Raw genomic sequence first — 20,276 nt, 5'->3', positions numbered from 1 at the left:
ATAAGTTTTTGTATTCTTATTTTTCCGGCAAATGTATAAAGATTTGGGGAAAACGGACATCACACGCTCATCTAAATTTATAAAGTTATATTCGGTTATAACTTGCTGAATTTATTTTTAGCAAGTTTACAATGTGTTTATTATGGTTAATGAAGATGCTTTCATAAATTAACGACGGATTTTTTATAGTTCAAAATAAATTTTTCAAAGTCAATGACGATGATTTTTTATAGTTGACAACAAAAGACCGTTGCATTCAAATGTCAAAAATACCGGGATATAATGCAAAGCCTTATTGGTAAAAAAGTAGAAAAACGAACGGTAAAGAGCTTTATCGGCTGGCTAAATATCTGGAAATAAATATTTAATAAAACCACAAAATGGTTAATAAAAAAACCATCGTTTAGATGAATTTGCGATACTGTTTTTAATTTTATTAAATCTGACTTTTTTCATATGTTGTGATTCACAACATCCTTACTTAACATTTAAACTACAACACTTTACAATCGCGCAATGCTTTGATAAGCTCTTCGTAAGTAATAGGTTTTGCCAGTATGGTTTTATTGTTGTCGAGCAGGAACATCGTGGGAGTTGCAAACACGTCGTAATTGCTTACTATTTTTCCGTCCCATCCTTTGCCATCAAAAAGATGAATCCATTTTCCCTTAAAGTTTTGTATTGCTTTTTTGTAAGCAGATTCATCAGTATCAATAGAAACGGTAATTATCTGAAATTTTGCAGAGGGAATAGTATCGGCAAGTTGCCACAGACGTGGAAGCATCTGGCTGCAATGCGGACACCACGATGCCCAAAAAACAATTAATGTAAAAGAGGCACTTGTTTCCGCCATGCTGAAGGGTTTTCCCTGCAAATCCTTCCCTGCAATTTCCGAAGCCGTTTTCCCGATAGCTAATCGTTGCAGATTGCCTATTTTTTTCAGGATTTCCTGCTTCCGTTCGTTGTTGATACAACTTTCCGCCAGAGTGTTATGCGTAGCAAGGTAATTCAGCACCTTTTCGTAACCAAACTTCTGAAACCCGTTAATCAGGTATTCGAGCACAAAAGCATACACGGTTTCGTTTGTTGCCACTTTCTGCATAATGGTGTCAATACCTTTAATAAACAAGGCTTCCTGTTCGTCCTTATCTAACTGCGGATTGCGGTAAAACGACAGATAGGTAATGATACGCGAACTGATAATATTGCTTTTGATAAGGGTGGTATCGGAAAAGTCGGCTCCGTCGAAAAAATGCGTCCGCATAAAATTGTTACGCTCTATGGCGGTTAACTCGGGGCTGATGGGTGGAAATTTTTCCATCCTGACGATCTTTGCTACAAAGGAACCAGGATTAGCGGCAATGATACTGTCGCATATTGCCCCGAATCCGGCTTGTAGGTTTATAAATTCTTTTTTTGTTTCTGTAAAAAAATCATCCTTTAGGGGATATTCATTTATCAGCGGATGCAACAATTCGAGTGCCTGCATGGTTGCTTTCTTTTCAGACAGATAAAAATAGTACGCAATATTTTCATGCGAGGCAGTAAAGCATGTATTTTCCAAAGGTTGCAATAGATTGGTCTGAAAACTGATATTTTCATAGTTAAAGATAATATCCAATGCGGTTTTTTTTCCTATGTTTATTTTCAATATTCCGGGAAGTGTGGCATTTTTCAGTAAAAATGTAAAATTTCCGGAGTTACTGGTAACTGTTGAATCAAGAAGGTTGGTTTTCTCACCGTAATATGTATAAAGATAAACAGGTATCTTTTGAACGCCGGTAATGGTACCATTTATTGTATAATTTTGACTTACAGCTATAACAGGGGGAAATAGTACAATAAATGCTATTAATAAATTTTTCATGATTAAATACATATTCCTTAATGAACAGATGATGGTAAACGGTCTTGCGAAAATAGTTTTTTTTATGTACTTTTACATACGGAATTGCAACAGGTGATTTTACGGAAAAAACCTGCGGGGAAACATCTTAAATTTTATAGTATGTATGTAAATCAATATTATTTTTTATTAATATTGGCGTCGGTTTTCAACAGGCTGTTTGTTGCAAACATTTTATTAACAAAATGCAGTCGTAAATTTAATTTTTTATTATATGGTGCTTAGTTACATCAAATTAGGTAAGGGGAAAAATTTATTGCCTTTGCTTTTGACATTTTTATGTCTTTCGTTTTCTCTCCAGAGTTTTACACAAACCGGAGCGGGAGATTTTTCACTGACACCTATTTCAACCATTGATAAGAAGATGGTGAATTTTAACGATGAAATGTCGGTATTTGTAGGCTCAGATAATGTAAACCATTATTTTATGGTGAATATGAGTCTATTTCCCAATTTGTTTGAAAAATCTTATTTTCTCAATGCTGTGTATGGCGATCCCATACTGATTTGTAATCAATCAGATTTAAACAGTACGATATTGGGCTTTTCGGCAAATAAATCGTATAGCATAGGCTTTTTAAAAAGCCGACTGCAAAGTTTAAAAGACAAAGCTCAAAAATCAGGAAATGAAATGAATACGGAAGAAAAAACCGCTTATGTAAAAAAATCGGAAAAACTGTTTCAGTTATCCAATGCGATTTTATTTCCTGAAAATGTTACACAAAACCTTTTATGTGATTCGGCTCTTCCATTCTGTACAGGAACCAATTACCAGTTTCCGGCAGGAGTTGGTGCCGGAAGCGCGCAATCGGGTCCTTGCTATAACTGCTTATCAACAACTCCAAATCCTGCATGGTATTACATGAAAATAGCAAATCCCGGTGATTTACATATTTACATGTATAGCACCCCATCTAAAGATATTGATTTTTGTTGCTGGGGTCCGTTTTTAAATCAGCAATCCTGTACCCAACTTACCTGCAACAAAGTAATTGATTGTAGTTACTCTCCTAATCCCACAGAAACCTGCGATATTTATAGCGCTTCTACGGGGCAGTATTATATCCTGTTAATTACAAATTATTCCCAACAGCCTTGTAATATTAATTTTTCTCAAACCAGTGGTAGTGGTTCTACCGACTGTACAATACTTCCTCCTCCGGCAGGTAATAACGGCCCCCTTTGCGTAGGAGAAACCCTGATACTTAATGCTAACCCAGTAGTGGGAGCTACTTATCACTGGACAGGTCCGGCAGGATTTATATCAAACCTGCAAAATCCGGTATTATTTAATGTTAGTCTGGCAAATGCAGGCGTATATTCACTAACAATAACGGTGAACGGACAAACCAGCCAGCCTACCACTACGAATGTTATTGTTTATCCCCGACCCACAGGCGGTTTAATGGGAGGAGATACTATTTGTGAAGGCAACTCTACAAATCTTACTGTTGTGCTTACAGGTTCCCCGCCATGGACAATAAAAATTTCTAACGGTTTGAATGTACAGACTTATTCATTAATAGGTACCAGCACTTATATTGTTCCCGTAACTCCATTAGTTAACACTACCTACACACTAACTTATGTTGAAGACAATCATTGTACTGCGACACAATTTGGCGGTACGGCAAATGTAGCAATAGATCCGCCTTTGACCGTTTCCAACGTAGTAGCTGACTGCCAACCCGACAACCTTCACTACATTGTTAGTTTCGAGATTGCAGGAGGGATGCCTTCTACTTATACCATAACTCCTAACAACGGAAGTATTTCTGCAGGACCACCCTACATTTTTACCAGCAACCTGATTCCCGAAAGTACACCTTATGCGTTCACAGTAACAGATGAAGTAGATTGTACTCCACAGGTAATCAGTGGAAGCCAATCGTGTATTTGTCCTGTTCAGGCTCAGGTAAGCGGAACAACATCTCTTTGTCTTGGCGAAAGCACCGATATTACAATTACACTTACCGGTGAATCACCCTGGGATGTAACTTACACTACCAACGGAGGCAATCCTCAGAACTTAGTGATAAATTCATCTCCTTACACATTTAGCGTAACACCTACAATCAGTTCGGCTTACGCACTTACCCATGTTCAGGATGCTAATTGTATCGGAACCGTAAGTGGAAATGCTACTGTAACGGTTAATCCAATACCTGTTGCATACTTTAATGCAACAACCGAATGCAATGGCATTCAGACAGAATTTACGGATGCCTCAACTGTGAGTTCGGGCATTGTTAGCTCCTGGGAATGGGACTTTGATGATGGAAACACCTCAAACGCCCAAAATCCGGATCATCTTTACACTAACTTTGGTACTTACGATGTTACATTACTTGTAACTACAAACAATGGTTGCACTCATTCAATTACAAAACCTGTAATTGTAAATCCATACCCAATTGTTGATGCCGGAGAAGAACAAACTATATCTTATGGTGCAAGTACTACATTAACAGGAACAGTTACTGGAGGTTCGGGCGATTATCAGTATCAATGGGAACCGGCAGATTCACTTCTCGATGCAACAGTAGCCAATCCACAGACTAAAAACCTGAGGGGAACTACTTTTTTTACTCTTACAGTTACCGATCAGGACGGTGGATGCGTAAATTCTGATGCAACAGCAGTTAACATTACAGGCTATCCGATTAACGGTAGCATTTTTGCTAATCCACCAAAAATTTGCTACGGAGAACAAAAATATATTGATGCAATGATTTCGGGTGGAGCAGGAAATCTCACTTTTTCATGGACATCAACACCACCGGGATTTACATCAAATCTTGAAGACATTACTGTTCAGCCCGAAGTTACAACCACTTACAAGCTCAGGGTTACTGATGACTTTGGCAATTTTAAAGATTTTAACATTACCATTACCGTAAACCCATTACCTGTTGCCGATGCAGGTGATGACGTTTCCATACCAAACGGAACTTTTACCATTATTCACGGAAGTGCAACCTCAGGAACGACGCCTTATAACTACAGTTGGTCGCCCGCCGATTCGCTTTCGGATCCAACTATTGCAAATCCACGCACCAAGCAGCTTACCGTTTCTACATATTTTCAACTTACAATTTGGGACAATGAAGGATGCAGTGATGTGGATTCTGTACTCGTAGAAGTTACAGGAGGTCCACTAAGTATTGCTCCATTTGCTCAATCACCTGCTATTTGCATAGGCGAAAGTACTCAATTACATGCCAATCCTTCCGGAGGAGCTGGATCTATAAACTATTCATACACATGGGAGTCTAATCCAACAGATCCTTCATTAGCATCCCAGTTAAATATTGCTGAACCAATTGTTACTCCCCCTTTAGGTAATACAAGATATACTTACACTGTTACAGTAAATGATGGCTTCAATAACAAAACAGGAAATGTAAATGTAGATGTAAATCCTTTACCGGAAATTAACTTAACACAGGGATTCATCCATGTAAGTAATAACGGAGATACCATTTTCACCTGTATTTACGATACAATTACTCTTGATGCAGGAAGTGGCAATAAACGTTATCTTTGGTCGAATGGAGCCGCAACGCAAACTATTACTACAAAAACTACCGGTATTGCATACGATAATCAAGACTTTAGTGTGGAAGTTACCGATTTTTCACAACCTACAAACTGTACAAATACCGATAAAGTAGTAGTTATCTTCGCTTTCAATGAATGCGGCTATGGGATTGGAGAAAATGACAACATTTCGCTAAACTTATACCCAAATCCTTCTGAAGATATAACTACCCTTACGATGAAAGGCGTGAAAAAAGAAATCAGTTTACAATTACTTAACTCATCCGGGCAGGTTGTTTACAGCAAACAGTTTTCGGGCTTAAATGGAGGGACATTTATTACTCCATTAAATGTCAGATCATTGCCTTTAGGAGTGTATTTTCTGAAACTTACCAATACTGACATTAACCGACTGATCAAACTAATCAAAAAATAAATAAATCGTGCCGTTAAATTAAGGTTATGAATGTATTGGATTTTTTTTTACGTAGAAGAAAATTGTTTATACGGTTTTCTGTAATTGTATTTTTTACTGCATTTATCCTCCAATCTTTAACGGCACAAATTCCTACTGTTCAGGATTGCCTTGGTGCAATCCCAGTTTGCCAGGGTACTTACGACCAGCCAAATAGTTTTATTGGCACAGGTAATTTCCCTAATGAAATACACAGCGGACAAGTTTGCCCCAACAGTTGCATGGATGGTGAAAAAAATGATGTTTGGTATATTATTACCGTAAAAACGAGTGGTCTTCTGCGTTTTTCCATTGATCCCTACAATGACAATGACGATTACGACTGGGCAGTTTTCAACCTTACCGAACATGAGTGCAGCGAAATATATAACAATGCAATTGCCATGCAATCGAGTTGCAATGCTGCCGGAGGACCAGGATACCATGGTATTACAGGGATTAGCTCTGCAAGTGGCGGGGTAAATCATTGCAATAATGGAGGAAATACCAATAAATGGAATGCCGATTTGCCGGTAAATGCTGGAGAAATCTACGTTTTATGCGTCAGCAACTGGAGCCAGACGCAAAGCGGGTATTTCCTTGATTTCACTTCTTCTACTGCAAGCATCTATGACGATGTACCTCCTGCTATTGATTCTGTTGCTGGCTACGTGGGATGCCAGCCCTCATCGCATATTTACATGTGGTTTTCTGAAAATGTGATGTGTACAACTGTACAAGGTTCCGATTTTCTTTTAAAAGGTCCCAATGATGAAGTGTATAACGTTACAATGGCTTCCGGATTAAACTGCCTTCTTGGCGACCAGGAAAAAAAATTCAATCTTACCTTCAACCCTCCTATTTTTAATCCCGGCACTTACACCCTGCAGATTGTAAGTACGATAACCGATCTTTGCGGAAACAACGCGGGTTCTATCTTTTCCTTCCCATTTGAGGTTACCAACGGAGCTCCCTCAACTGTAGAAATTAACGGGCTTAGCAGTTCGTATTGCCAGACTGCTCAGGTAGATACAATAACTGGAACTCACAACCCTGCTACCGGAAACGGAACTTTTTCCGGAACCGGCATCACAAATATCGGCAATGACAAAGCCATTTTTGATCCTTCACTTGCACCCGTTAGTACTCCCATTCCCATCACGTATTCTTACACAGCCCCTTCCGGATGCTCAAAAGACACAACGATAAATACAATCGTTGGACCTGCCCCGGCACAGTACAATATTACAGGCGGAGGTTCGTATTGCGAAGGTGCTAATGGTGTTGAGGTGGGTCTTAGCAATTCGGAATCCGGAAAAACCTATGAACTGCTGCTGAACGATGCTTCTTTGACACCCCCACTTACCCGTAATGGTAATGGAAACGCTATCAGTTTCGGTTTGCAAACTCTTGTAGGAAATTACACAGTAAAAGCATCTGAATCGGGATGTTATATAATGATGACCGGAAGTGTTTCCGTAAGTACAAAACCTCTGCCGGAGGTTTTTACCGTAACAGGCGGAGGACAGGTTTGTGCCAATGCAGGCGGTGTGCCAATAGGTTTATCCGGTTCGCAGGAAAATGGCATCTATGAACTATTGCTCAATGACAACCCTACGACTCCTCCCTCTATTGCCAACGGAACTGGCTCGGCTATCTCTTTCGGAATCCAGACTTCCGTTGGTCAGTACTCTGTAAAAGGTACGTATGAAGGATGTTTCACCATGATGAGCGGGACTGTTTCGATAAATTATTTCCAGAACCCTATTTCGAATGCCGGCAATGACCAGACTATACCCATGGGAACTTATACCCAATTGCATGGTTCGGCAAGCCAGGGCTTGGTCCCTTACACATATCACTGGGAACCTGCTGCCATGCTCGTTGACCCTGATGTACAGGAACCGGTTACCGTAAATTTGTATGCTTCGCAATCATACCAGTTGAAAGCAACCGACGCCAATGGCTGTTATTCTGCTGATAATATGCAGGTAACTGTATCAGGGGGTGTATTGACCGTTAATGTAACTGCCAACAGAACAAATATTTGCTTAGGTGATACGACACGTTTAAATGCACTGCCCAGCGGAGGTTCCGGAACTTATACCTGGGAATGGTCTTCTGTCCCCGAGGGTTTTACTTCCACAATTCAAAACCCTATTATAACACCCGGAGAAACAACTCAATATACCTGTTTAATCAACGATGGGTTTAATACAATGGATGATTTAATAACGGTGAACGTACACTCTATCCCGGTTGCAGATGCTGGCATTGACCAAACTATTGATTATGGAACCAGCACAATACTTGAAGGATCGGCTCAATCCGGTACACCCCCTTATCAATTTCATTGGGAACCGGAAGCATTAATCTCTGATAATCCTTATATTGCCAATCCGACAACAGTAGCCATGACTTCTAACCAGCAGTTCTGGCTTACGATTACTGACCGATGGGGTTGTACAAGCAGCGATTTTATGAATGTAAGCGTTCCCGGAGGGGCTGTATCAGTGGCTCCCTATGCCAGTCCAGATAGTATATGTAAAGGTGAAACAACTACGTTGAACCCAGGCGTTAGCGGTGGAACCGGAAATTATCAATATGCATGGCAATCTATCCCCGAAGGCTTTACCAGTAGTCTTCCCAACCCCGAAGTTAACCCGGAAATATCAACAAAATATATTATTGAGGTTTATGACGGTATAAATTATGTTCCAGGTGCTGTAGATGTTTATGTTAAATCACTACCCGAAATAGAATTGATACCCACCGGTTCACATATTTATGGACAGGATTCCAATTCTATCATCACGTGTATTTACGACACCATTTACCTCAATGCCGGAAACCCGGGTGCCGAATACCTTTGGTCTAACGGTTCTGACCAGAAAATTATTGAAGTGAAAACTACCGGCATTGCATTCGATATGCAAACCTATTGGGTCAGAGTACACGATTTTGCTACCGGTTGCAGCAACTCCGATTCCATTACTATTTTATTTGCCTTCTCTGAATGCGACTATGGTATTGGAGAAAATGGCGGACTAAATGCCGTATATATTTACCCAAATCCCACCAACGGGAAATTTATTTTGCTGTATTCGGGGGCTCTTAAAGATGCAGATTACATTGTTTCTGATACATATGGAAGAATAGCAATAAAAGGCAAACTGAAATGTAATGGCAGAAACAGTTGCATGAAAGAAATAGATTTGAGCTTCCGTCCGTCTGGTTTGTATTTTATTACAGTAAATGGGGATGGTTGGGCGAAAAATGTTAAAGTTATTAAACAATAATTTAACTTCAGTTTTACTTTAATAAAAAAAAATCCTTTATTTGCAAACCTCTTTGTACAGATAAGGCACAGTAAATTAAAATTGAGTAAACAAATAATATCGAATGAAAAAATTAGGATGTTTTATTACAATAGCATTATTTTTTAGTAGTTTAGCCATAGCGCAATTGCCAACACCCAATGATTGTACGGAAAAATATGAAAAAAGAGCCGACAACTGGTATTTTTTTGAAAATTCAGGGTTGAAATTTAGTACTCCCGGAGCTGCTTTTGAAGATATTACAAGCCAAAATGTACTTCGAAACGGTAAGGGATGTACGGCTTTATCTGATGAAGACGGTAACCTGCTTTACATTTCGGATGGGATGAAGGTTTGGAACAGGGACTTCCAGCAGATTGCAAATAGTATGAAAGGTAACCTTGGTGCAACCCAATCCTCTCTCCTTGTACCACATCCAAACAATCCCAACCTTTGCTTCCTGTTTACCATTGACCTATTGATTCCGAAATATCCAAGCGGATATATTACAAACGGACTGAATTTCTCAGTTTTTAATAACACTTTAAATGGAGGCACAGGTGGACTTTGGTGGCCGCAAAACGAACAACTCCTGCCCTATGTTGCAGAAAAAATAACAGCAGTAAGAAATCATGATTCAACAGGATATTGGGTAATAGCACACCCCTGGGACAGCAATGAATGGGACGCTTTCCTTATTGATACTGCTCTGCATAAAACTCCTGTTAGAAGCAATATAGGATGGCTGCAAACCGGAAATGCATTGACAAAAGATCCTATCGGGTATTTAAAAGCTTCACCCGACGGTAAAAAGCTTGCTTGTTCCATCATGGGGCAAAATATCGTAGAAGTATATGATTTCGACAATAAAACAGGGGAAGTGAAAAATCTTATTACCATTCCTGCTACCGAGTTTAATAACTTTAGCGATACCTATGCTAATGGCTTGGAATTTTCTCCAAACGGGAAATACTTATATGTTACTACTGTTAAATACAATAATGCTTCTGATAATAATTACTTGTACCAATTTGATTTGCAAAGTTCGAATATACCGGATTCCAAGGTATTGATCAATGATGGCGTGCCCAATAATTCAGATAAAGATGTGCTTTCGCTGCAATTGGCAACTGATGGAAAAATTTATGTCGGACGTTATGATTCTGATACTCTGGGATTAATAAACAATCCTAACTGGGCTGGATTGGATTGTAGCTACAATCAAAGAGCTATTGTAATGAGTACCAAAAGGAATATACACGGCTTCCCTAATTTTGTACAAAGTTTTTTCGACATTCCTTTCTTTAAATACGATACCAAATGCTTTAAAGAAACCACTTACTTCGAAATTACGAACAAAAATTCCTATATACAAAGCGTTCTATGGAATTTCGGCGATGGAGGTACTTCAACTGACATGCTTCCCAACCATGTGTACAACGCTCCAGGTGAGTATGATGTTACACTTACTGAAACTGCCCCTTCAGGAAATCAGTATTCTTTTACACGTAAAATTACAATTAACCCGTTACCGGTTATAAACCTGCCCGACAGTATTTACATGTATCCAGGCTCATTCATGAATCTTGATGCCGGCTACGGAAATAAAATTTACCAATGGTACGATTCTACTAACAATGTAATTGGAAACCAGCAGACGATTACTGTTAACGCATTGGGTTATTACAGCGTGATGACAGAAAGTTACAATTGCTGCGTGCAATACGATACCGTGGAAGTCATTCTTTTTGATTTCAAGCTACCCAACGCCTTCACACCTAACAACGACGGACTTAACGATAAATTCAGAGCACTTGGACCCGATAACGGAATCCGGAATTTTAACCTTTCGGTATATGACAGACTGGGTACTCTCGTTTTTGAATCAAACAATGTGGGCAAGGGATGGGATGGAACTTATAAAAATCAACCCAGTCCGGCAGGTGTTTACACATGGACAATGAGCTTCAACGTTGCCGGAAGCGTAGAAGGTGTAAATAAAGTTACCAAAAGAGGCTGCGTAACCTTATTACGATGATATGAGCTTTTCGCCAACTTTATGGCAAAAATTTGTAAGTTATTTTTCTGAGATTTCTGTTGAAAAAACAGGTTCTGAACTTAATCCATATCTTGAGGTTGTTTTGGTTGGCGGAAAATTGATGCTGAATTCTCTCAATGGCAACTATTCCTTCGGAGGGTTGCATACCGCTTTTCAAAAAACATTCAAAAAACTTCACATCAGGCAACGAAACATTCAAAAAGTGCTTATTCTCGGTTTCGGGGCAAGAAGTGTAGCTTCTATTCTTACAAATGAATATGGACTGGATTGCAAAATTACCGGCATCGAACGCGACGAAAAGGTGATAGCCCTGGCAAAAAAATACTTTTCTGTAGCTGAAAATTCCAACTTACACATAATAATAGCCGAGGTTGCCGAATATATTGATACTTTACACGAAAACTACGACCTGATTATTGTTGACGTTTATGAAGATATTATCGTACCTGCCTGTTGCGAAACGATACAGTTTTTACAAAACCTGAATGAAAACTTAGCACCAAACGGAATGCTTGTCTTCAATAAATTTGTTTTCGACGGCGACAGTCTTGCTTCAGCTTTTCAACTGGAAAAGAAATTTATAAATATCTTCACAAATACTTTTACAATAAAACTGAGGGGGATATACAGCAACTGGATGCTTGTAGCAACAAAAGACTGAAAAGCCCGGTTAGTTTTCGTACATTTGCCTTCCCGAATAAAAAAGAATAAATGCAGAAATCACATTTTGTAACCATAGCTACAGAGTTAAATATTAAAATTCTGCAGGTAGAAAATACCATATCGCTGTTCGACGAGGGAGCTACCGTTCCGTTTATTGCACGTTACCGCAAAGAAGCTACCGATAGCCTCGATGAAGTTCAAATTTCGCAGATACGCGACCGTGTACACCAGCTCCGCGAATTGGATAAACGTCGCGAAAGCATCATCGAATCCACACGCGAGCAGGGATTGCTAACCGATGAACTCGAAAAACAGATAAATGAAGCTCTTACTATGTCGGAACTGGAAGATATTTACCTGCCCTACCGTCCCAAACGTAAAACCAGAGCTACCATTGCCAAAACAAAAGGTCTGGAACCGCTGGCTAAGATGATAATGGCGCAGTATCCACTTGATTTGAATGCAAAAGCTTTGCTTTTTGTAGATAAAGAAAAAGGGGTGGAAAGTACTGAAGAAGCACTTGCTGGTGCAAGAGATATCATTGCCGAATGGATAAATGAAAATACTATCGCAAGAAAACGTTTAAGGACATTGTTCGGAAAAGAAGCAAAAATCAGTTCGGCATTACTTAAATCAAAATTGCAATTGCCCGAAGCACGCAAATATGAAAACTATTTCGATTGGAACGAGCCCCTGTACAAAACGCCTTCTCATCGTATCCTTGCCATGCTTCGTGGTGAAAATGAAGGTTTTTTAAAAGTGGGAATAGAGCCCTCACAGGAGGATTCCATTGCTATTCTGAAGCATTTGTTTGTTAAAGCCGACAATGACTCGGCAGAACAGGTAAAAATGGCAATTAAAGACAGCTATAAACGCCTGCTGCAACCTTCGATGGAAACAGAGATGCGACAATGGGCAAAAGAAAAAGCCGATACTGAAGCAATACGCGTATTTGCCGAAAACCTCCGGCAACTATTACTTTCGCCTCCGCTGGGGCAGAAAAATGTGCTTGCCATTGACCCCGGCTTCCGCACCGGATGCAAAGTGGTTTGCCTCGACAGGCAAGGAAACCTCCTCCATAACGAAACTATTTACCCACATCCTCCGCAAAGTGAAGTGAGACAAGCCATGCATAAGATTCAAACTCTGGTGAAAGCCTATAAGATAGAAGCTATCGCCATAGGTAACGGAACTGCAGGACGCGAAACGGAAAATTTTATCAAACATATTCCTTTTGATACGGATGTTATTGCCGTAATAGTAAACGAAAGCGGCGCATCGGTATATTCGGCATCGGCGGTGGCACGCGAGGAGTTTCCCGAATATGATGTTACCGTCCGTGGCTCAGTTTCAATAGGCAGAAGACTGATGGATCCACTTGCCGAACTGGTTAAAATTGATCCAAAATCCATAGGCGTGGGACAATACCAGCACGATATTAATCCCAAACTGCTCCAGCAGGGGCTGGAAGACATTGTGGTAAGTTGCGTAAACAACGTGGGTGTGGAAGTAAATACCGCCAGTAAACAGCTCCTTTCATACGTGTCGGGAGTGGGCGATTTACTCGCAAAAAATATCGTGGAACATCGCAAAAAAAACGGACCTTTTGCTTCACGCGAAGAACTGAAAAAAGTATCCCGTTTCGGGGAAAAAGCCTTTGAACAGGCAGCAGGTTTTTTACGCATACGCGATGCCAAAAATCCCCTCGACCGGAGTGCCGTGCATCCTGAAAGTTACGATGTAGTATATCGTATGGCTGAAAAAGAAGGCGCTACAGTGGAAGACCTGATAGAAAAAGAAGAGTTGCGCAAAAAAATCAACCTGAAGGAATTTATAAACCCTAAAGCAGGACTGCCTACCCTGAACGACATCATGCAGGAACTGGCAAAACCGGGTAGAGACCCGCGGAAAAAATTCGATACTTTTGAATTTGCCCAGGGAATACATACTATTGATGATGTAAAAGAAGGAATGACCCTGCCAGGTATAATAACAAACATCACAAACTTCGGAGTTTTTGTTGACCTGGGAGTACATCAGGACGGGCTGGTACATATCAGCCAGCTTACCAACCACTTTGTAAAAGACCCCAACGAGGTGGTAAAACTATATCAGAAAGTGATGGTCAAGGTGCTTCAGGTGGACCGCGACCGTAAACGCATCCAGTTAACCATGCGGGATGTGTAAGGGATAAATTGCAAATTTTGAGTTAACCAAAATCCCGTAAGGGATGATATATAGATTTACCGGGCAATAGTAAAAAAATTATTAAAAAATAGTTAGCACTGTCAACCAATTTAAAAAAAGAACTATTTTTGCAGTTCGTTTTAAAATGGTAATCATGCCGGATATTCAAGCCGAATTTTTTGAACATTTCCCTTACGGAAAACGTCTTTCGCTGGTAGCTCGACGTTATTATTGCACACTCATCCATAATCTTGACCATTTGCCAGTCCATAAACATTTTGCAATTCTTTTGGCTATAGAATATCTCAGTAAAAATTGCACACAACAGGCACTTTGCGATTTACTCTCTGTTGACAAAGCATCCATGGTCAGAATAATGGACTATTTTAAAGAAATTAAAATGATAGCCAAAACAACCAACCCCGACGACAGGCGTGCATCCTTCATCACGCTTACACCGGAGGCAAGGACAATACTTCCGGAAGTTCATCGTGTAGTTGATGAATTGAACCGTAAAGCTACTTCCGGGCTGACACCAGAGCAAATAACTGCTTTTTTTCAGACACTTGAGTTAATTAAACATAACTTAGGATCGAATTCCGGAATTTAAAAACCAGCTATATAAACAATAAGATACCATATACCCCTGAAAAATATATGAATAAAAAATCTGCATCTTTAATTTTCATCCTCCCACTTGCCATCTTGGCATCTTCCTGTCAATCCAGGTCATCAAATCTCAAAAAAGACGACAAGAAAGGCAAAACACAGGCATTTTTAACCGCTTATGTGGTAAAGTCTACCCAGTTGGATAAAACCATCACCGTTTCTGGAACGCTGAAACCTTTTGAAGAAACGGTGCTTATGCCCGAAATTTCAGGTAGGGTTGTAAAAATTAATTTACCGGAAGGTAAATTCGTAAAAGAAGGAAGTTTACTGGTAAAACTCTTCGATGGTGACCTTCAGGCTAACCTTAACAAGCTAAAAGCACAACTTGCCATATTTGAACAAACCAACAAACGGCAAAGCGAACTGATGAAAGTGAGCGGGCTCAGCCAACAGGATTACGACCAAACAGTTCTCCAGATACAATCCACCAAAGCCGATATCGAAGTTTTGCAGACACAAATCCGCAAAACGGAAATCCGTGCACCTTTCGACGGAGTTATCGGGCTACGGAGCATCAGTGTCGGGGCAATAGTAAACGCCTCAACTTCTCTTGCAACCATTCGAACTGTAGAAAAACTAAAACTCGACTTTAGTGTTCCCGAACAATACAGCAGTGAGTTAAAACCGGGAATAAAAATTCAGTTTACCGTAAGAGGCGCAGACAAACACTATGATGCCACAGTGATGGCTACTGAACGCGAAATTGAGCAGGATACCCGAAATTTAAAAATACGCGCTTTGGTTAACAGCAAATCTGATGAGCTTACACCCGGAGCTTTTGCCACCGTAGAACTCATTCTTGGAAAAAATAATCAGGCACTGATGATACCAACACAGGCAATCATCCCTTCCGAACGCGATAAAAGTGTCATTGTATCTAAAAATGGGAAGGCAACTTTCGTAAAAGTGAAAACCGGTGTCCGCAGAGAATCGTCTATTGAAATTACCGATGGCATCCAAAGCGGTGATACGATAGTTACTACCGGTATTCTTTTCATTAAGGACGGAATGAACCTAAAATTTTCCAGCGTTAAAAACGGCTCCTTATGATATTATCAGACTATGCACTGAAACGTCCGATTGGGGCTACGGTGATGAGCCTCGCAATCGTGTTGATGGGTCTGGTTGGATTTTCTTTCTTAGGAATACGGCTTTTCCCTGCTATTGACCCGCCCATTATCACCGTTCAGACTAATTACACCGGTGCCAATGCCGAAATCATCGAATCGCAGATTACCGAAAATCTCGAAAAATCTATCAATGGAATTGAAGGCGTAAAAACCATTACTTCCACTTCCGCCATCGGAACCAGTATTATTTCGGTAGAATTCAACCTGGGTTCCGACATGGAAAAGGCAGCCAATGATGTACGCGATAAAGTATCGCAAGCCATGCGAAGACTTCCACAAGACATTGATGCACAACCCACAGTTACCAAATCGGACGCCAACGGCGACCCTATCATCATGCTTACCGTACAAAGCACTTCGATGAATGCTCTCGATCTGAGTGATTATGCTGAAAATATCCTTCAGCAAAAATTTCAGACCATACCCGGTGTAAGCTCGGTAGGAATTTACGGGCAACAAAAACCGGCAATGCGCTTGTGGCTGAATCCGGAAAAAATGGCTGCATACGGACTTACGCCCGAAGATGTAAACACAGCCCTCACCAAAGAAAATGTAGAGCTTCCTGCCGGAAAAATCCGTGGCGATGCTACCGAACTTACCATTAAAACTTATGGAAGGCTGGTAACGGAAGATGATTTTAACAATCTTATAATAAAACAAAAAGACAATCAGATAATACGTTTCAGCGATGTGGGTGAAGCTGTGTTGGGACCTCAAAATGAAGAGTCGAATGGCAGTTGCAACGGTGCCCAGGCACTTACCCTGGTGCTTATCCCTATGCCAGGGGCTAATGATATCCAGATTGCCGACGAATTTTATAAACGGCTTAACCAGGTTCAGGAAAACCTTCCTTCCGGAATACAATTAAGCGTAATGCGTGATAAATCCATCTTCGTACGTCAATCGGTGGAAGATGTTATTCTTACTTTGATTATCGCTATTGCATTGGTAGTAACCATCATCTTTTTGTTCTTCAGAAGCTGGATCATCGCTTTACGACCATTGATTGATATTCCAATTTCATTGATCGGGACACTGTTTGTGATGTATATTTTCGGCTTTTCCATCAATGTTTTAACCTTGCTTGGGATAGTGCTGGCGACAGGACTGGTAGTTGACGATGGAATTGTGGTTACCGAAAATATTTACAAACGTATAGAAAAGGGTATGAATAAATGGCAGGCGGCATTTGAAGGTTCACGCGAAATATTTTTTGCCGTTATTTCCACTTCGTTTACCCTTGCCATCGTATTTATTCCGGTGATTTTTCTGCAGGGATTTACCGGAAGATTGTTCCGCGAATTTGGAATTGTAGTAGCCAGTGCAGTACTCATTTCTGCGTTTGTATCGCTTACTCTTACCCCGGTGTTAAATGTAAAACTGGGGGGTTCTGCCAGCCATCATTCACGTTTTTACAAGGCTACCGAACCATTTTTTGTCGGGCTCGAAAATGGATACCGGCGGATGCTTCGTTTCTTTATCGGACATAAATGGACTTCTTTTGCTATCATTGGGTTATGTGTTATTTTAATCATTAGTCTTTCCAGAATATTAAAATCAGAACTTGCTCCTTTGGAAGACCACAGCTTTGTAAGAACATCAATTACAGCACCAGAAGGAACTGAATTCAGTACAACCCAAAAAATCATTGATGAAATAGTAAAACTGCAGATGGATTCCATATCCGAAGCCCAATATGTGATGGCAAGGTATGGTGGAGGCATGTCGTCGGGGGTAAATACCGGATTTGTAATGACTGTATTGTCACAACCTGAAGAACGTAAAATATCACAACAAAAAATCTACGAGAAATTATCAAAAGCATACAAAAAAATGCCGGAAGCCCGCATCATTGCAAGCCAGGAAGCTACCATTAGCACTTCCGGGTCAAGAGGATTGCCGGTTCAGTTTGTAATTCAGAACCTTGATTTCAACAAAATTAAACAGGTGTTGCCTAAATTTCTTGAAGAAGCTCAAAAAAGCCATGTCTTTAGCAATGTGGATGTGGATTTGAAATTCAATAAACCCGAATTGAACATTACCGTTGACCGTCTGAAAGCCACCAGCCTGGGAGTAAACGAAAAAGACGTATCTGATGCCTTGAACTGGGCTTTAAGCGGAAATCGTACCGGATATTTTTTGCGAAACAACAAACAGTACTACGTCATAGGCCAGGTTGACCGCGAAGACCGTAACAAGCCAGCCGACATCAGTTCACTCTACGTTCGTAACAACACAGGAGCTATGATTCAATTGGATAATCTGGTGAACATTGAAGAAAACAGCAACCCTCCAACCCTTTATCATTACAACCGTTACAAATCGGCAACCATCTCAGCAAACCTTGCCGACAAAAAAACGCTCGGTGAGGGAATAGAAGAAATGCAAAAAATTGCATCCAAGCTGCTCGACAATTCCTTTAATACGGCACTTTCTGGCTCTTCGCGTGATTTTGCCGAAAGCAATTCCAACATTTCCTTTGCCCTTATTCTTGCACTGTTGCTCATCTATCTTATTTTGGCAGCGCAGTTTGAAAGCTTCCGCGATCCGTTTATCATCATGCTTACAGTGCCTTTTGCTGTTTCGGGTGCCATGCTTTCGCTTTGGATATTCGGGCAAACACTCAATATTTTCTCCGAAATCGGAATGTTATTACTCATTGGGATGGTAACCAAAAACGGTATTCTGATTGTGGAATTTGCCAACCAGAAACGCAAAGCCGGGCTGAATAAAACAGAAGCCGCCTTTGAAGCCGCTTCTGCCCGTTTGCGCCCTATCTTAATGACTACCCTTGCCACTACTTTTGGTGCATTACCCATTGCCCTTAACCTTGGAACTGGTGCCGAAAGCCGTGTGTCTCTCGGAATAGTGATAGTGTTTGGATTGCTGTTTTCGCTATTGCTAACCCTGTTTGTTATCCCGAACATGTATGCCCTGATGTCTGGCAAAAAACATGATGAGACAAAATTTGAGCCTTCCACACCATATAATGAGGAGATAAAAAAATGAAAAAACTGACAATATTCTTCTTTACATTTATATTTTTCAGCCAGCTACTTTCTGCCCAAAAAATAATATCTGTGGACGAAGCAATTGACATGGCTTTAAAAAATAATTACGACATCCGCATTGCAAGAAGTGAAGCAGAAATCAATAAACTGAATAATACCGCAGGAAATGCCGGTATGCTACCCGAAATAGGGCTTACAGGCTCTGATAAATATGCTTTAAATGATAATTATCAGAAATTCGAGGATGGAAGCGATGCTAAAAACCATTCTTTTTCGTCGAATGCTATCAATGCAGGTGCTACACTTTCGTGGACATTGTTTGACGGAGGAAAAATGTTTGTAACCAAAAACAAACTGGAAGAAATAGAAGCACAGGGAGAAATTTTGTTTCGCGACAATGTTTTGCAGACAGTTTACGACGTTGTGGCTTCGTATTACGAAGTTATTCGGCAAAAACAACAGCTTGTCTCCATCAACGAAGCCATTCGATTCAATGAAGAGAGGGTGAACATCTCGGCTACATCATTCAATGCCGGGCTTATTCCGAAAACAGAATTGCTCCAGGCAAAAATTGACCTGAATGTTTACCATGAAAATGCGATTCTTCAGCAAATAGCCATCGGAACAGCCAAACGCAGCCTGTACCAGTTATTGGGATTAAAAGCCGATGCCAACCTCGAAGTATCCGACAGCATCCCTCTGAATTATCAGCCGGATGTGAAGGAACTGAATGCTAAAATATTTTCTGCAAATACCGGCGTTCTCTGGTACCAGAAGCAGGTGGATATATCCCGGCTTAGCCTGAAGGAATACAACCGGCTTCGTCTTCCTTCGCTGAACATGGATGCGGGATATTATTTTTCGCAAAACGATTATTCGGCTGGCTCGGTAATAAAAAATCATAACCTGGGACCTCAGCTTATGGGAAGTATCTCTTTCCCGGTTTTCGAGTCGGGAAACAGGATGCGACAAATTTCCGTTGCCAAAACACAGTTACAATCGGCGCAGGATGCTCTGGAAAACCAAAAATTGCAGGTGAATACACAACTGCTGAATGCGCTGAGCGATTTTGAGCATCAGCAATCAATGCTTCAGATTGAAAAAGACAACGAAAAGCTTGCACGCGAAAATCTCGACATCTGCCTGGCACGTCTCCGGCAAGGGCAAACCACTTCGCTTGAAGTGCATCAGGCACAAGAGTATTTTGTACAGTCGCAAACCCGCCGTATTAATTTTGAATATTCACTGAAAATTGCCGAAACTAAATTGAAACAACTGGTAGCCGAGCTGAAATAAAGACTTATGTTATCACATTAATGCCAGGATAATATCCGGAAAAG

At 40.5% G+C, this 20,276-nt stretch carries 10 protein-coding genes; 9 read left to right on the top strand and 1 reads right to left on the bottom strand.

All coding sequences use genetic code 11. The features are described from left to right. Positions 1 to 493: 493 nt before the first annotated feature. Complete coding sequence (locus M0R21_00285) at positions 494 to 1,867, bottom strand: redoxin domain-containing protein (GenBank protein ID MCK9616254.1); 1,374 nt, start codon at positions 1,865 to 1,867, stop codon at positions 494 to 496. Between the two features lie 301 nt (positions 1,868 to 2,168). Between M0R21_00285 and M0R21_00280 the strand changes: the two genes are divergently transcribed. From M0R21_00280 to M0R21_00240, 9 genes are all read left to right on the top strand, one after another. Next, positions 2,169 to 5,882 (top strand): PKD domain-containing protein, encoded by a 3,714-nt coding sequence (locus M0R21_00280; GenBank protein ID MCK9616253.1) that lies wholly within the window; start codon positions 2,169 to 2,171, stop codon positions 5,880 to 5,882. A gap of 26 nt (positions 5,883 to 5,908) precedes the next feature. Then, positions 5,909 to 9,199: a T9SS type A sorting domain-containing protein gene (locus tag M0R21_00275; GenBank protein MCK9616252.1), complete on the top strand. Its 3,291-nt coding sequence runs from the start codon at positions 5,909 to 5,911 to the stop codon at positions 9,197 to 9,199. A gap of 103 nt (positions 9,200 to 9,302) precedes the next feature. Continuing rightward, a complete protein-coding gene (locus M0R21_00270; GenBank protein ID MCK9616251.1) occupies positions 9,303 to 11,255 on the top strand; it encodes a gliding motility-associated C-terminal domain-containing protein in 1,953 nt (650 codons plus the stop codon). 1 nt (position 11,256) lies between these two features. Continuing rightward, the gene (locus M0R21_00265; GenBank protein MCK9616250.1) at positions 11,257 to 11,937 is read left to right on the top strand and encodes a methyltransferase domain-containing protein; all 681 of its coding nucleotides are present in this window, start codon (positions 11,257 to 11,259) and stop codon (positions 11,935 to 11,937) included. 50 nt (positions 11,938 to 11,987) lie between these two features. Next, positions 11,988 to 14,126: an RNA-binding transcriptional accessory protein gene (locus M0R21_00260; GenBank protein ID MCK9616249.1), complete on the top strand. Its 2,139-nt coding sequence runs from the start codon at positions 11,988 to 11,990 to the stop codon at positions 14,124 to 14,126. A gap of 154 nt (positions 14,127 to 14,280) precedes the next feature. Next, positions 14,281 to 14,736: a MarR family winged helix-turn-helix transcriptional regulator gene (locus M0R21_00255; protein MCK9616248.1), complete on the top strand. Its 456-nt coding sequence runs from the start codon at positions 14,281 to 14,283 to the stop codon at positions 14,734 to 14,736. A gap of 47 nt (positions 14,737 to 14,783) precedes the next feature. Then, entirely contained in the window at positions 14,784 to 15,845 is a 1,062-nt protein-coding gene (locus tag M0R21_00250; GenBank protein MCK9616247.1) for an efflux RND transporter periplasmic adaptor subunit, read from the top strand. After that, positions 15,842 to 18,934: an efflux RND transporter permease subunit gene (locus tag M0R21_00245; GenBank protein ID MCK9616246.1), complete on the top strand. Its 3,093-nt coding sequence runs from the start codon at positions 15,842 to 15,844 to the stop codon at positions 18,932 to 18,934. The genes M0R21_00250 and M0R21_00245 overlap by 4 nt, the downstream gene beginning before the upstream one ends. Beyond that, a complete protein-coding gene (locus tag M0R21_00240) occupies positions 18,931 to 20,232 on the top strand; it encodes a TolC family protein (protein MCK9616245.1) in 1,302 nt (433 codons plus the stop codon). The genes M0R21_00245 and M0R21_00240 overlap by 4 nt, the downstream gene beginning before the upstream one ends. The last annotated feature ends 44 nt before the right edge of the window (positions 20,233 to 20,276 follow it).

It is taken from the genome of Lentimicrobiaceae bacterium (assembly GCA_023227965.1).
In the GTDB taxonomy this organism is placed as follows: Bacteria; Bacteroidota; Bacteroidia; order Bacteroidales; family JALOCA01; genus JALOCA01.
This window is presented reverse-complemented; position numbering and strand designations above follow the sequence as displayed.

Excerpts from the sequence above, each read along its gene's own strand:
- M0R21_00285 (MCK9616254.1), bottom strand. The coding sequence starts at position 1,867 with ATGAAAAATTTATTAATAGCATTTATTGTACTATTTCCCCCTGTTATA.
- M0R21_00275 (MCK9616252.1), top strand. The coding sequence starts at position 5,909 with ATGAATGTATTGGATTTTTTTTTACGTAGAAGAAAATTGTTTATACGG.
- M0R21_00270 (MCK9616251.1), top strand. The coding sequence starts at position 9,303 with ATGAAAAAATTAGGATGTTTTATTACAATAGCATTATTTTTTAGTAGT.
- M0R21_00265 (MCK9616250.1), top strand. The coding sequence starts at position 11,257 with ATGAGCTTTTCGCCAACTTTATGGCAAAAATTTGTAAGTTATTTTTCT.
- M0R21_00260 (MCK9616249.1), top strand. The coding sequence starts at position 11,988 with ATGCAGAAATCACATTTTGTAACCATAGCTACAGAGTTAAATATTAAA.
- M0R21_00255 (MCK9616248.1), top strand. The coding sequence starts at position 14,281 with ATGCCGGATATTCAAGCCGAATTTTTTGAACATTTCCCTTACGGAAAA.
- M0R21_00250 (MCK9616247.1), top strand. The coding sequence starts at position 14,784 with ATGAATAAAAAATCTGCATCTTTAATTTTCATCCTCCCACTTGCCATC.
- M0R21_00245 (MCK9616246.1), top strand. The coding sequence starts at position 15,842 with ATGATATTATCAGACTATGCACTGAAACGTCCGATTGGGGCTACGGTG.
- M0R21_00240 (MCK9616245.1), top strand. The coding sequence starts at position 18,931 with ATGAAAAAACTGACAATATTCTTCTTTACATTTATATTTTTCAGCCAG.